This window comes from Georgfuchsia toluolica, from assembly GCF_907163265.1.
Taxonomy (GTDB): domain Bacteria; phylum Pseudomonadota; class Gammaproteobacteria; order Burkholderiales; family Rhodocyclaceae; genus Georgfuchsia; species Georgfuchsia toluolica.
Genome location: NZ_CAJQUM010000001.1, coordinates 2,167,233 through 2,179,589 on the forward strand (window position 1 = coordinate 2,167,233; position 12,357 = coordinate 2,179,589).

Consider the following 12,357-nt stretch of genomic DNA (forward strand, 5'->3'; position numbering starts at 1 on the left):
GGGTAAAATGGGCTTATCTACTGCAAAGGATCATTCTATGCGCCGAGTATTGTTCCTGCTGTTCGCCCTGTTTGCGCTGTCCGCCGCGGCGCAGACACCCGCTCTGCCGCCGGGCTTGCAGCCCATTCCGGAACCTCCGCCGATACCCGCCGGCGCGTCCGACGAAGAACTGGAACCGCAGGTCACCATCATCCAGCGCGGCGAGGACAAGGTCGAGGAATACCGCCTTTCCGGCAAGCTATACATGATCAAGGTCACGCCGCCGCATGGCGTGCCCTATTATCTGGTGGACGAACACGGTGACGGCGTCATGACCCGCAAGGACACGCTCACCTCCGGCACGCGTCCGCCGATGTGGGTGATCAAGCGTTTCTGATTTCGCCTCAATGACAACCTACGACGTCCATCCCGAGCCGCATATTGTCGATTCCAGTCAGGCCACCGCATGGCTCTCCGGCGGCTGGAAGCTGTTCATGGCGGCGCCCGCCGTGTGGATCGCAATCGGCGTCGTGTTTGCCGTGATCCACGTCCTGCTTGGCCTGGTACCAGCCTTGGGCATCGTTGCCCATATGTTGCTGTTGCCAGTGCTGGCGGCAGGTCTGCTGGAAGCCAGCCGCATTGCCGAGAGCGGCGCCGTGCCACCCTTCGAGGCCCTGTTCGCGGGCTTTCGCCATTGCACCGGCAATCTGGTGATGGTTGGCCTGCTCACGCTCGGCGCCCTCGCTGCCATCGGCGCAATTGCCTTTGTCATCGTCTTTATCGGTGGCGGCACGGGCGCGTTTTCCGCGCTCATGCATATCGCCGATGCCGATGCGGCAGCTACGACCAGCGGCGCCAGCATCGGTCTGGCGCTGGGCAGTATACTGCTGGCGTTCCTGGTAACGTTGTCGCTGCTGCCGCCGCTCATCATGGCGCTATGGTTCGCTCCGGCGCTGGTGTTCTTCGACGGCATGATGCCGCTCGCCGCCATGAAAAACAGCCTCAAAGCCTGCCTGCACAACTGGCTCTCCATCACCATCTACGGCATTCTCGCCTTTGTGCTGATGTGCATTGTCGCCATCACGGTGGTGGGATTGCTGGTAGTCGTCCCGCTCGTCGCGACGTCCCTCTATCTCTCCTACCGCGATATATTTCACTGACGCTCTTGCAATGATTGTTGCACCACTGATGATGAAAATACGCAAAGGCAAATTGAACGCTCCCCACCCCCAACCCCGCCCCAAGGCGGGGCTTTCAACTTGCTCGCTGCGCTCGATTCAGACAAATCTCTTGTTCTACGTTCTTTCACGCTAAATGCAGGCGCGTCGTTTGCCAGCCCGTCAGGGCATTGTCTGGGTTGTTGCCGGTTATCGCCTGTTTCGTGCCAACCCGCCGCTGCTGACCCTGCTCGCTTTTCTCTACCTGATGGCGTTCACCGTGATGCTGCTGTTGCCGGCCGGTGTCGGCGGCGTGCTGTTTCCCGTCCTGCAACCCATGCTCGTTCTGGCTATTGCCAACGGTTGTCGCGGCATCGCCGCAACCGGCCGCCGCGGGCCGCCGCCCGACCTGTTGGCCGGCATCCGCACGCGCCGCCGCGAGTTGCTCAAACTCGGCGCGCTGCAACTCGCCGGTTCGCTGCTGGTGATGCTGCTCATGTTTGCCTTTGGCATAAAACCGGATACCGAAAAGCCCGACCAACTGTTGTCGGCGCTGGCGCTGGCGGCGGCGCTGTCGTTGCCCCTGCTGCTGGCATTCTGGTTCGCGCCGCTGCTGACCGGCTGGCATGAGCTGCCGCCGCTGAAATCGGTGTTCTTCAGCCTCGTCGCCTGCTTGCGCAACTGGCGCGCCTTTGTGGTCTATGCGTTCGCACTTGCGGCAATAACGCTGCTGGCGACCACGCTGGCCGTGTTTGCGGTACAGATATCGGAGAACTTCGGTCAGATCGTGGCGAAGGTGGTGGAGGTGCTGATGATAATTTTCTTATTGCCCATCTTCCTTGCCGGCAGCTATATCAGCTACCGCGACATTTTCACCACTGCCGTAGCGTCAACCAATGACTGAACAGCCGATCGGCATTCTCGGCGGCACTTTCGATCCCGTACATCGCGCGCACTTGCAACTCGCCGAAGACGCCTGTGCCAATCTCGGTCTCGTGCAGGTGTTATGGATTCCCGCCGGTAATCCGCCGCATCGGGATCGCCCCCAGGCTTCAGCCGAACAACGGCTGGCCATGGTGGCGCTTGCCCTCAATGGCTACCCCCAATTCACGATCGACGACAGCGAAGTCCGCTCCAGCGCGCCGAGTTACACCGTCGCCACCTTGCAGCGCCTGCGTGCCATTCACGGCGCCCGGCCGCTGGTATTGCTGCTCGGCGCCGATGCCTTTCATGGACTAAGCAAATGGCATCGTTGGCGCGAACTGTTTGCGCTGGCCCACATCGCCATCGCCACCCGGCCCGGCTATGCGCTGGATGCGCAAGCGCTGGACGGCAAGCTGCACGAGGAATACCTGCGCCGACGCAGTGGCGATTATTCGTGCCTGACTGCACAAGCCGCTGGATGCATCATCACCTTTGCCATCACCCCGCTCGACATCTCGGCTTCAGCGATTCGCGCCCGGCTCGCCGCCGGACAGGAAATCCAGGATTTGCTGCCCAAGCCCGTTCTCGACTATATTGCCAACAACCACCTTTACTCCGGCCACTGAATGGATATCCGCAAACTACAGAAACTCGCCGTAGACGCGCTCGAAGACGTCAAAGCGAAAGACATCGAAGTCATCAACACCACCAAGCTCACCTCCCTGTTCGACCGCATCATCGTCGCCAGCGGCGACTCGACGCGCCAGGTCAAGGCGCTGGCGCGCAGCGTCCATGACAAGGTCAAGGAAGCCGGCGGCGGCGTGATCGGCCTCGAAGGCGAGGACGGTGGCGAGTGGGTGCTGATCGATCTCGGCGACATCGTTGTGCATGTGATGCAGCCCGCCGTACGCGCCTATTACAACCTCGAAGAGCTCTGGGCTGGGGCCAGGCCCCAGCCCAAGGGGGAATCAAAGCGCACTTCCTCCCGGCATCCCTCGCCAAGCGAGGGACGGGCTGTGCCCGCCCCTAAAGGGAAAAGGCAGAACACCCCCTCCCAGCCTCCCCCGCCAGGCGGAGGAGGTGACTGTTTGGCGCCTTCCGGCGCAAGGGCGAAGAGAGTCCGGTCCCCTGCAAAAGCGAAGGTCGTGTGAAACTCGTGATTGCGGCTGTAGGTACCCGCATGCCAAACTGGGTGGAAGAAGGCTTCGCCGACTATTCCAAACGCATGCCGCGCGAACTGCCGCTGGAACTGGCGGCGGTCAAGGCCGAGCCGCGCAGCGAAGGCAAGACCGTCGCTGGCATGATGGCCGCCGAGGCGCAGCGTTTGCGTGGTGCGTTACCGCCGCGCTGCCGTACCATCGTCCTTGACGAGCGCGGCGCGGAACTGACCACGCAGAATCTCGCGCAACGCCTGCAACGCTGGATGAATGAAGGCGGCGACACCGCCTTCCTGATCGGCGGTCCGGACGGACTCGATCCCGCGCTCAAGCAGGAAGCCGCCGAACGGGTGCGGCTCTCCGGCCTCACCCTGCCCCACGCCATGGTGCGCGTCATGCTCGCCGAAGCGCTGTATCGCGCCAGCAGCGTGATTCGCGGCCACCCTTATCATCGCGAGTAGCCATGGCCGCCTTTGATTCGCGCATCTATCTCGCTTCACGCAGCCCGCGCCGCCGCGATTTGCTGGCGCAGATCGGCGTTCGCTTCGACCTGCTGCTGTTCCGTGCCGCGCCGCGCGCCGATGTCGAAGTGGATGAAACACCGCTGCCGCAGGAACACGTCGAAGACTATGTGGTGCGCGTGGCACGCGCCAAAGCCGAGTTTGCCGCGCGCCTGCTTCGGGTACGCCAACTGCTGCCACGCCCGGTGCTGGCGGCCGACACCACGCTTGAACTCGATGGCGAAATCATCGGCAAACCCACCGATAACGCCGATGCGCAACGCATCCTCGCCCGCCTTTCCGGACGCCGGCACCGCGTGCTCACCGCGATTGCCGTTACCGACCAGATTCGACTCGAACACCGTCTCAACATCAGCGAGGTGTCGTTCCGCAGCCTCGATGCCGACGAGATCCGGCGCTATGTGCTGAGCGGCGAAGCCAACGACAAGGCCGGCGCATATGGGATACAGGGCCGCGCCGCTGCTTTCATCGAAGAGATACGCGGTTCGCATTCCGGCATCGTCGGCCTGCCGCTGTGCGACACCGTACTGCTGCTGAAGCAATTCGGGATAGTTGTATGAGCGAAAGTTTTCTCCTCAACTTCACGCCGCAGGAAACCCGCGTCGCCCTGCTGCAAAATGGCGTGGTGCAGGAACTGCATATCGAGCGCACTTCCAGCCGCGGCCTGGTGAGCAACATCTATCTCGGCCGCGTGGTGCGCGTGCTGCCCGGCATGCAGTCGGCCTTCATCGAAATCGGCCTGGAACGCACCGCGTTTCTGCATGTCGTCGACATCTGGGAAGAACAGCGCGGCAACGGTTTCGGCAACGTCGAAGCGCGGCCTATCGAACGCATTCTCACTGAAGGCCAGTCGCTGCTGGTGCAAGTGCTCAAGGATCCGATCGGCACCAAGGGCGCGCGCCTGTCCACACAGATATCAATTGCCGGGCGGCTGCTGGTGTTCCTGCCCCAGGACAGGCACATCGGCATTTCGCAACGCATCGGCGACGAGTCGGCGCGCGAGCAACTGCGCACGCGCATCCAGTCGCTGGTAGGCGAAGAGAACGGCGGCTTCATCGTGCGTACCATTGCCGAAGCGGCCAACGATGAGGAATTGCGCGCCGATATCGCCTATCTGCGCCGCCTCTGGAATGAGTTGCGGCAGCGCGCCGCCACCGCGCCGACGCCGGCGCTGCTGCATCAGGATCTGACGCTGGGGCAGCGCGTGCTGCGCGACCTCGTCACGCATGACACCAGCGCGATCGTCGTTGATTCGCGCGAAAACTTCCAGAAACTGAGTTCCTTCGCCAGCGAGTACGTACCGCAAGTGCTACCACTGCTGGAGCACTACACGGGCGAACGGCCGCTGTTCGACCTGCACAACGTCGAGGACGAAATCGAGAGGGCGCTGGCGCGACGCGTCGATCTCAAGTCCGGCGGCTACCTGATCTTCGACCAGACCGAGGCGATGACCACGATCGACGTCAACACCGGCGGCTTTGTCGGGCTGCGCAATTTCGACGACACCATTTTCAAGACCAACCTCGAAGCGGCGCAGACCATCGCGCGCCAATTGCGCCTTCGCAACCTGGGCGGCATCATCATTGCCGATTTCATCGACATGGATTCGGAAGAGCATCGCCGCGCCGTGCTGGAGGAACTCAACCGCGCCCTCGCCCGCGACCGCACCCGCATCACCGTGAATGGGTTCACCGGTCTCGGCCTGGTCGAGATGACGCGCAAGCGCACGCGCGAGTCGCTGGCCCACATCCTCTGCGAGCTCTGTCCAACCTGCGGCGGCCGCGGCGAGATCAAGAGCGCGCGAACCATGTGCTACGAAATCCTGCGCGAGCTGTTGCGCGAAGCGCGCCAGTTCAACGCCCGAGAATTCCGCCTCGTCGCCGCGCCCAGCGTGATCGACCTGTTTCATGAAGATGAATCACAGGCGCTGGCGATGCTCTCCGACTTCATCAATCGCACCATCTCGCTACATGCCGAATCCAGCTATACCCAGGAACAGTTCGACATTGTGCTGATGTAGCGCGACAGGTTCCAAAGCAATGACAGCGATGGTAGAATCGCCGCCTGTTTTTCGGGGTTGTTAGCTCAGTTGGTAGAGCAGCGGACTCTTAATCCGTAGGTCGAGTGTTCGAGCCACTCACAACCCACCAAATAATAAGCCCAATCAGGTAGTTAGCCTGGTTGGGCTTTTTCTTTTTAATCTTTTTGTCATATCCACTCTTACCCCACTTTTCATTTGGCGAGAGCGAAAACTATGGTGGATTGTCTGCCACCGCGATGACAGCGAACGGCGGCGCGGGGTGATAGCATGATTGATTGTCCATGCTGTGCCACTAAGATCGAGGGCTATGCCTTGCCAGACCAGCTACACAAGCTCAGAGATGGCGAGGTTGTCCTCTACAAGCGGCCTGAAAGTAGTCGCTGGCAGGCCAGGTTCAAACTCCCCGATGGTGCATGGCATAACTTATCCACCAAACGCGCCAGCCTTGACGAGGCGAGGCGAATTGCAGGCGAGGCATACGATGAGGCTAGGTTCAGATTTAAAACCGGCCAGAGCCCCGTATCGCGGCGTTTCAAGGATGTTGCTAGGCTGACCATCGCAGAACTTGAAAACGCCAAGGCTGCGGGTCATGGAAAGGCGATTCACAAGGACTACAAGCAGGCGTTAGAGAAATATTTCATTCCATACTTTGGCAGCAAGCACATTGATCTAATCAACGACGCAGACATGATGCAGTTTGAGGCATGGCGAGCACAGCAGATGAAACGATCGCCAGCGGCCAGCACACTGCTCAATCACAATGCAGCATTGCGGAGAGTATTTGAAACAGCAATTGCCAATGGCTGGATATTGCACGCCAAGGTTCCTGCCATGCGGGCTGTTGGCAGAAAGAGTGAACGCCGTCCAAGTTTCAGCTACGACGAATGGCGGAAGATTGGTAACACCCTATGGCGCTGGGTGGATAAAGCGACAAGTGAAAGAAGCAAGCAAATCCGCGAATTGCTTTGGGATTATGTGATGATCCTTGCCAATACTGGCATGCGAACAGGTACAGAAGCATACAACCTGAAATGGAAGCACATCAGTTGGGCAAAGGACAGGAACGGCGACCCTTATCTGAGTGTTGCAGTGGATGGTAAAACAGGCAAGCGTGAATTTGTCGCCCGTCATCGATGCGAGACTTTCTTCAAGCGCAATCAGAGCCGCTTTCCAGAATTGGCAAAGATGAGTTTTGATGAACTGTTGAAGGCAAAGCTTGATGTGTATGTGTTCAGGATGCGCAACGGCAAACGGTCAGAGAATCTCTACAAGGTCTTCAATGACTATCTGGTGGAGCATGGGTTATTGAAGGATAAGCAAGGCGACAGTCGCTCGCTATACAGCCTCCGCCATATGTACGCCACCACCAGGATAGTGATTGACAAATTAGACATTCACACACTGGCAGTGCAAATGGGAACCTCGGTTGCCATGATTGAAAAACATTACAGTCATCTAACCGCCGCCATGGCCGCTGACGTGTTGGCTGGTCGCCGCCATGATCCAGAAAAAGCGGCGGAGGGTCGCAAGGCCAAGGCAGCGGCAAACAAGCCTCCAGCCTAGCTATCGGTCAGTGATTCTCGCTAACCTTCACCTTGCCCTTGCGGGTGTGTTGTGCGGGTATCATGTAAAGCATCTCGCCCAACTTCTGCACGATCTCCCGCGTGCGCTTGTGCTTGTGTGACATGTTGGTAAGTGAAGTAAGCCAATCCACCGCAACGGCAGTATCGCGGAAAGCAAGCAGGTAGTTTTTATCGTCCTCTTGGTGGAGCACGATGGAGTTGTCCGGGTGTTGTGGGCTGCTTGTGAAATGCATGTTTTTCTCCTTACTATTGTGGTTGTGGATCGTCTGCGGAGTTGCTGGACTACTTTCCATTAGAGGCATGTTCTGGCTTTCGCACGCGCAGGAAATGCTGGACTGCCTGCCGATAAATCTCTGAATGCGAGATGCCAAACTTTTTGGCGATTTCTGTCATGTTGGTATGCCAGTTCCAAGGCATTCTGATGCTGGTGCAGTGATCATGGACAAGTTGTCTAGGCATGGCTTTCTCCTGTTGGTTGATGATGCTGATCTTGAACGGGCTCTGAATCCGATCGTGACGCAGCGGCCTTTGAATCGGTTGCCACTGCATCTTTATTTAGTTGATAGTCTGCGTACTTGGTAATGATGTTGAGCCAGTTCTGGGCATATTTCTTGAATGACATAAGCTTGCTGTCAAGCAGATTTTTCATGTTGTGATCTGTCGCGTCTGCCTGTACGACATTCTTTTTCATCAGGGACAGTCGCTCCTGTTCAGGTAGCTGGATGAATTTGATTAGTGTCAGCATGTTTTTCCTCTGTTGTTGGTTGTGATTGATATTGCATTTGACAAAATAAATCCTGCGCCCTTTCGTCGCATGCCTTTCACTGATTCTTCATAACAAAAGGTGCCGCCGATCCACTGCCAGAAGGGCAATTTCTCTTAACTTGCAAGCGTCACAAATCAGGCCAAATCAAGCGTGGATTCGCCATGCCAGCGCGACAGGAATCGCGATTGCTTAGTGACATACCAAACTCGATCTCTTAGAACGTCGATTGCTTCAACGTGGGCAAAGCCCTCATGATCGTCAATCTTCATGAGCTTTGCCCACTTGCGGCTCATGAACTTCTGCACATCGTCTGCTGTTCTGTTTGTAGTCCCATCATGTGCCCCAACCACATGGACATGAAGGCGCCCATTGTCCTGGCCGATCTCATAGGCTAGAACGCATTTAATCAGGCTCTCGTCACGGCTGCGGCGAAAGCCATTGCCATAGCAATACTCTTTCAAAAAACCGCAGAGCTTGGTGATCTTGGGCTGTAGCTTGAACATTTCATGCTCAAACCGAGAATCACTTGCGTCATTCAGCGTGACAAGAGAATTCAGGCTGATGAAATAGCCTTGATCATTTGGCGACAGCCAGCGAACTAGCTCGTTTGTCAGTCTGTTTCTGTCAGGTATGTAGTTGAACGCCCTCATGGTGGCTTTGCCCTTCCAAATATATTTAGTATTTATGTCCATGGCAGGCTAGAAATTTCTCAGCAGGTGAAATAGACAGGAACTTTTCATGCAAAATAATGCATGAATTTTTGTTGTCTATTTCCCCATGAACAAGAGCAAGCGACTGCGAAGGCTACAAACCCTGATCGGGTGGCTTGAAACAGGGAAGGACGTGGCGCGGCGTGACTTGCAGCTAGTCCTTACTGCTGACGAGTGGGACAGGTATGAGGCTGAGGTAGAGCAGCGTCGGGACTTGAAAGCCCAGCTTGTTGAGGTTCCAGCCACGCTCAGGCCATACATTGCCCGCCTGAAACGGGCAGATTTCCTCTACGTGCGCGCTGAGAGCATGGTTGTTGATGGCGATCCGCGAGTCAGGCAGGGGCTATATCATCAGTCAGAAAGTGCATATGAAGCTGCGCTTGTAGTACTGACTGAGGCTTTGGGCAATCAACCTGACTTGGTGATGTGGTTGGATCGGGAATTCAGTCTTTCGCCCGAAAAGGCTCCCACACCCGATCCTTTGGCGGTACCCAGGCTCAAGATGTCAAAGTCGGGGAATAGGGACCCGGACGGTGGCGTTGAGTGGCTGACTGGAGTTCGGCGATCACTAAAGCTCGCGGCCCTCAAATCAAGTTTTGAAAATGTTCAGGTTGCTGATGGACGGGTCGGGGGGCAAATACGTTCTATAGCCAAGAATTCACCAAACAAGTCTGCGATCCAGAAGAAGATTGATGTGACAAGCTGGAAAGTGTGAGGAGGAGCGGTAGCGAACAGCCTTACATTGTAGACATGCGCCAAGTGGCTCAAGCCAAGTAGGAACACGGTATTGAGCATTACCCAAGTTGAACATCAATTCTATGCAGTATCCTTGTCGGTGCCCAGTAGATGTACCCATGGCGGATATAAAGGGAGTCCATGCCAGTTAGTTACTATATTCTCGTGGCAAATGATGCCGAAGATATCCAAGGCAAGTTGGTTCCTGCGTTAGACGTGGTTCAAGCGCGCTTAGCGAGCAATCATTGGGATCTATATCAAGGGACGCGCAATCGCGCTGCAATAAATGTTGGCGACCGCTGTTTGTTCTACCTAGCGGGAAGGCGAAGCAACGCACAACATGTTGTCGGCGAGGCGACAGTAATGACGGTTGCCCCGTTTAATGGAAGACTTTCAAATAATCTACTGACTGAACTTCCCGTGCGTTACCTTAGGTTTGATTCCATCATGATCTACCAATCGCCCGTGTCCTTCAGAGCGAAGCTTGATGAACTTTCGTTTGTCCCGCAGAACAGGCAGAAATGGGGCACGTCTCTTCAGTCTGGTTGCAGAAAAGTATCGCGGAAGGATTTCAATATTCTTCGCGAAAATTGATAGGCATGCATTGATTTGGATCGATAGCGACAATGACGAAACCTACGTCCAGCACACTTGATATCGCAGCTATACGCCAACTAGTAAGAAAGAAGTGCGAAAAGCATTGGCAGTGGAAATCAACCACTAGCGCCCCTACGTCTAGAAATTATGCTTTGGATGTATGGCTTAGCGCAGAAGATCGAGGCAAAGGGAATTCCATCCGAATTCTTGCATTGCGCGAGGGGAGCGGTGATGACGAAACATGGAACTGCGCTGTTGAACATAAAGGCGTGGTTGGTCCTCGGTCACCGTCAAATAAGGTTAGATCGCGTGCAGTAATGGAAGCGCTCAATTTATGGTGGGCAGCGCGTACAGGCTCTTAGCGACAAAACCAACTTGGACCTACTCGCCTTGAATATGAAAAGCCCAAAATACTTGACACTCAGCCAGATTCAGACAATCGGAAAGTCCGCCTCGGCTGATAGACCGGGTTATGAGATTAAATTCTTAGATGGAAGAACGATTCATCTCACAAAGCGACGGACGATTGTTTCGTTGCTCGTTCTCATTCACAAAGGCGTAGGAGCCGAATCTGATATTGCTGCTGGCAATTCAACAATCCCAGACATTCGCAAAATCCTTGGCGCAAAGCTCCCTGAGGGCCTTGTACAGGACTCGTACGGCGACGCTAATAAGCCTTTTAGCGAGTTGTGGAATGAAGAAGGCTTTACTTTCATCGATAACACGGGTGGAGACAAGGTTGGGCGGAGCCAAGGATACCGACTAGACCGTGAACATCATGATCGCCTGTTTGAAGTTAGGCATAAAGCACTCAGAAAAGCTCCAACCAAGGTTGATGCGGCTGATTTGTTACAGGCGCAGCATGGCCGCTGTAATTTTTGTGGATCGTTGCTCTTCATTCGAACAAGCATAACTACAAACACTTTTGCACGGGATCATCGACGGGTAGTAGCAGATCATCGCCATCCCGTTGAGAAAGGTGGCGGCAGTGATTCATTGGACAATTACCAGCTTCTTTGCTTTTATTGCAACAAGTCCAAGTGGCAAATCTGCAATATCTGCACTGTAGCTGACTGCAAAAATTGTGCACTAGCCTTTCCCGAAACCACTTCCTTAATAAGCCCAACCAAGGAAGACGTTCGGGATCGAATGTCAGCTCATTTTGACAACCGAATTCCGTCCAAGCGAAAGTAAGCTTCTTTCGATGTCGTGAGCGATTGAGGTTATAACTTCCGGACAAACTGCATTGGAAAGTTGCTTTATTGCATTTGTTCTCGATACAGGGAATTTGAACGAATCAGGGAACCCCATCAAGCGCGTCATCTCTGCTAAGGACAAGTGCCTGCGTTCCCCTGTAAAGACAGGGATCATCGCGCCACCACCACTGTGACTAACGGCAAATGTGGGAAATTGGCTAGATAGGGAAATTGCCCGTATTCCGCTTGACCGTATTTGTAGAACGCAATTGCCAAGGTCGGCAGTAGCATCACTCCGTTCTATCGCAGTCCTAGTCTTGGGGATTGCAAAGCCAATATCTTTGCTAGTGATGTGCCCAAGGTAGTAGTCAATATAGCGCTGCCACTTCAGGGAGATCGGGATAGAGTTGTCACCGGCGATCAGCACATCACTTAACTTTTTCCTTCGCCGCGTATCCTTCGTAAAGGAGAAGTGATGCGGTGTCGTTTTGTTACGGATACCGACAATAAAAATCCGCTCTCTGCTTTGGGGAATGCCAAAGTATTTTGCGTTGAGGAGCTCAAAGTGGACTTCGTACGAAAGTTCGGAAAGTGCCTTAACCAATGCCCGCATATGCTCACCACTGTGAAGTTTCGCAAAATGGGAGACATTCTCTAGGAGGACAACTCTTGGCTTTGTTTCGCCTATGATTTCTAGTAGCTTCGGCAAGACAGCTGAGCGCGGATCTTCTGTGGCTAGTCGTTTCCCAGCAATTGAAAACGGCTGACAAGGAAATCCAGCGCAAAGCAAATCAGCATAAGGCACTTGCTTAGCATTCAGTGTTAGGAGGTCTTTTGAGCTAAAGCCTGTTCCAAAATTGCTTGAGTAGGTGCGCTCGCACTCACTATCAACCTCGTTTGAGTAAATGCACTCCCATCCCGCAGCCTCAAGGCCGAGGCGAAACCCTCCAATTCCCGCGCAAAATTCTACAAATGTTCTTTTAGCCATTTC

General features: G+C 55.3%; 17 protein-coding genes and 1 tRNA gene. 13 read left to right on the forward strand and 5 right to left on the reverse strand.

The window, feature by feature from the left end:
- The first annotated feature begins 37 nt into the window (after positions 1–37).
- The 10 genes from K5E80_RS10190 (at position 38) to K5E80_RS10235 (ending at position 7,342) form a co-directional block, all read left to right on the forward strand.
- On the forward strand, positions 38–376 hold the full coding sequence (locus K5E80_RS10190; RefSeq protein ID WP_220636045.1) for a DUF2782 domain-containing protein: 339 nt from the start codon (positions 38–40) through the stop codon (positions 374–376).
- A gap of 10 nt (positions 377–386) precedes the next feature.
- Entirely contained in the window at positions 387–1,139 is a 753-nt protein-coding gene (locus tag K5E80_RS10195) for a BPSS1780 family membrane protein (protein ID WP_220636046.1), read from the forward strand.
- A gap of 169 nt (positions 1,140–1,308) precedes the next feature.
- On the forward strand, positions 1,309–2,040 hold the full coding sequence (locus K5E80_RS10200; RefSeq protein WP_220636047.1) for a BPSS1780 family membrane protein: 732 nt from the start codon (positions 1,309–1,311) through the stop codon (positions 2,038–2,040).
- Positions 2,033–2,686 (forward strand): nicotinate-nucleotide adenylyltransferase, encoded by a 654-nt coding sequence (gene nadD / locus K5E80_RS10205; RefSeq protein ID WP_220636048.1) that lies wholly within the window; start codon positions 2,033–2,035, stop codon positions 2,684–2,686. Before K5E80_RS10200 ends, nadD begins: the two co-directional genes overlap by 8 nt.
- Positions 2,687–3,211, forward strand: a complete 525-nt coding sequence (rsfS, locus tag K5E80_RS10210) for a ribosome silencing factor (RefSeq protein ID WP_220636049.1) — start codon at positions 2,687–2,689, stop codon at positions 3,209–3,211. It begins immediately after the preceding gene.
- Positions 3,208–3,678, forward strand: coding sequence for a 23S rRNA (pseudouridine(1915)-N(3))-methyltransferase RlmH (gene rlmH / locus K5E80_RS10215; RefSeq protein ID WP_220636050.1), 471 nt, complete (start codon positions 3,208–3,210; stop codon positions 3,676–3,678). The genes rsfS and rlmH overlap by 4 nt, the downstream gene beginning before the upstream one ends.
- A gap of 2 nt (positions 3,679–3,680) precedes the next feature.
- On the forward strand, positions 3,681–4,298 hold the full coding sequence (locus K5E80_RS10220) for a Maf family protein (protein WP_220636051.1): 618 nt from the start codon (positions 3,681–3,683) through the stop codon (positions 4,296–4,298).
- Positions 4,295–5,758 carry a ribonuclease G gene (gene rng, locus K5E80_RS10225; protein ID WP_220636052.1) on the forward strand — a complete coding sequence of 488 codons (1,464 nt, stop codon included), beginning with the start codon at positions 4,295–4,297 and terminating at the stop codon, positions 5,756–5,758. The genes K5E80_RS10220 and rng overlap by 4 nt, the downstream gene beginning before the upstream one ends.
- Positions 5,759–5,812: 54 nt before the next feature.
- Positions 5,813–5,888, forward strand: a tRNA-Lys gene (locus tag K5E80_RS10230).
- A gap of 158 nt (positions 5,889–6,046) precedes the next feature.
- The gene (locus K5E80_RS10235; RefSeq protein WP_220636053.1) at positions 6,047–7,342 is read left to right on the forward strand and encodes a tyrosine-type recombinase/integrase; all 1,296 of its coding nucleotides are present in this window, start codon (positions 6,047–6,049) and stop codon (positions 7,340–7,342) included.
- A 7-nt stretch (positions 7,343–7,349) separates the two neighbouring features.
- Here K5E80_RS10235 and K5E80_RS10240 read toward each other — a convergent pair whose 3' ends face one another.
- From K5E80_RS10240 to K5E80_RS10255, 4 genes are all read right to left on the reverse strand, one after another.
- A complete protein-coding gene (locus K5E80_RS10240) occupies positions 7,350–7,595 on the reverse strand; it encodes a hypothetical protein (RefSeq protein WP_220636054.1) in 246 nt (81 codons plus the stop codon).
- Positions 7,596–7,644: 49 nt separating this feature from the next.
- Positions 7,645–7,821: a ribbon-helix-helix domain-containing protein gene (locus K5E80_RS10245; protein WP_220636055.1), complete on the reverse strand. Its 177-nt coding sequence runs from the start codon at positions 7,819–7,821 to the stop codon at positions 7,645–7,647.
- Positions 7,814–8,107 (reverse strand): hypothetical protein, encoded by a 294-nt coding sequence (locus K5E80_RS10250; RefSeq protein ID WP_220636056.1) that lies wholly within the window; start codon positions 8,105–8,107, stop codon positions 7,814–7,816. The genes K5E80_RS10245 and K5E80_RS10250 overlap by 8 nt, the downstream gene beginning before the upstream one ends.
- A 155-nt stretch (positions 8,108–8,262) precedes the next feature.
- The gene (locus K5E80_RS10255) at positions 8,263–8,778 is read right to left on the reverse strand and encodes a hypothetical protein (protein WP_220636057.1); all 516 of its coding nucleotides are present in this window, start codon (positions 8,776–8,778) and stop codon (positions 8,263–8,265) included.
- A 127-nt stretch (positions 8,779–8,905) separates the two neighbouring features.
- On the opposite strand from K5E80_RS10255, the gene K5E80_RS10260 reads away from it, so the two are divergent.
- The 3 genes from K5E80_RS10260 to K5E80_RS10270 all read left to right on the forward strand — a co-directional run bounded on the left by K5E80_RS10260 (position 8,906) and on the right by K5E80_RS10270 (position 11,364).
- Positions 8,906–9,553, forward strand: coding sequence for a hypothetical protein (locus K5E80_RS10260; protein WP_220636058.1), 648 nt, complete (start codon positions 8,906–8,908; stop codon positions 9,551–9,553).
- A 161-nt stretch (positions 9,554–9,714) separates the two neighbouring features.
- A complete protein-coding gene (locus K5E80_RS10265) occupies positions 9,715–10,167 on the forward strand; it encodes an EVE domain-containing protein (protein WP_220636059.1) in 453 nt (150 codons plus the stop codon).
- A 399-nt stretch (positions 10,168–10,566) separates the two neighbouring features.
- A complete protein-coding gene (locus K5E80_RS10270) occupies positions 10,567–11,364 on the forward strand; it encodes an HNH endonuclease (RefSeq protein ID WP_220636060.1) in 798 nt (265 codons plus the stop codon).
- Here K5E80_RS10270 and K5E80_RS10275 read toward each other — a convergent pair.
- Positions 11,323–12,354 carry a DNA cytosine methyltransferase gene (locus tag K5E80_RS10275; protein WP_220636061.1) on the reverse strand — a complete coding sequence of 344 codons (1,032 nt, stop codon included), beginning with the start codon at positions 12,352–12,354 and terminating at the stop codon, positions 11,323–11,325. The two genes, K5E80_RS10270 and K5E80_RS10275, sit on opposite strands and share 42 nt — an antisense overlap.
- Between the last annotated feature and the right edge of the window lie 3 nt (positions 12,355–12,357).

Excerpts from the sequence above, each read along its gene's own strand:
- K5E80_RS10190 (WP_220636045.1), top strand. The coding sequence starts at position 38 with ATGCGCCGAGTATTGTTCCTGCTGTTCGCCCTGTTTGCGCTGTCCGCC.
- K5E80_RS10245 (WP_220636055.1), bottom strand. The coding sequence starts at position 7,821 with ATGCCTAGACAACTTGTCCATGATCACTGCACCAGCATCAGAATGCCT.
- nadD (WP_220636048.1), top strand. The coding sequence starts at position 2,033 with ATGACTGAACAGCCGATCGGCATTCTCGGCGGCACTTTCGATCCCGTA.
- K5E80_RS10240 (WP_220636054.1), bottom strand. The coding sequence starts at position 7,595 with ATGCATTTCACAAGCAGCCCACAACACCCGGACAACTCCATCGTGCTC.
- K5E80_RS10265 (WP_220636059.1), top strand. The coding sequence starts at position 9,715 with ATGCCAGTTAGTTACTATATTCTCGTGGCAAATGATGCCGAAGATATC.
- K5E80_RS10235 (WP_220636053.1), top strand. The coding sequence starts at position 6,047 with ATGATTGATTGTCCATGCTGTGCCACTAAGATCGAGGGCTATGCCTTG.
- K5E80_RS10220 (WP_220636051.1), top strand. The coding sequence starts at position 3,681 with ATGGCCGCCTTTGATTCGCGCATCTATCTCGCTTCACGCAGCCCGCGC.
- K5E80_RS10255 (WP_220636057.1), bottom strand. The coding sequence starts at position 8,778 with ATGAGGGCGTTCAACTACATACCTGACAGAAACAGACTGACAAACGAG.
- K5E80_RS10195 (WP_220636046.1), top strand. The coding sequence starts at position 387 with ATGACAACCTACGACGTCCATCCCGAGCCGCATATTGTCGATTCCAGT.
- K5E80_RS10260 (WP_220636058.1), top strand. The coding sequence starts at position 8,906 with ATGAACAAGAGCAAGCGACTGCGAAGGCTACAAACCCTGATCGGGTGG.
- rsfS (WP_220636049.1), top strand. The coding sequence starts at position 2,687 with ATGGATATCCGCAAACTACAGAAACTCGCCGTAGACGCGCTCGAAGAC.
- K5E80_RS10275 (WP_220636061.1), bottom strand. The coding sequence starts at position 12,354 with ATGGCTAAAAGAACATTTGTAGAATTTTGCGCGGGAATTGGAGGGTTT.
- K5E80_RS10270 (WP_220636060.1), top strand. The coding sequence starts at position 10,567 with ATGAAAAGCCCAAAATACTTGACACTCAGCCAGATTCAGACAATCGGA.
- rng (WP_220636052.1), top strand. The coding sequence starts at position 4,295 with ATGAGCGAAAGTTTTCTCCTCAACTTCACGCCGCAGGAAACCCGCGTC.
- K5E80_RS10250 (WP_220636056.1), bottom strand. The coding sequence starts at position 8,107 with ATGCTGACACTAATCAAATTCATCCAGCTACCTGAACAGGAGCGACTG.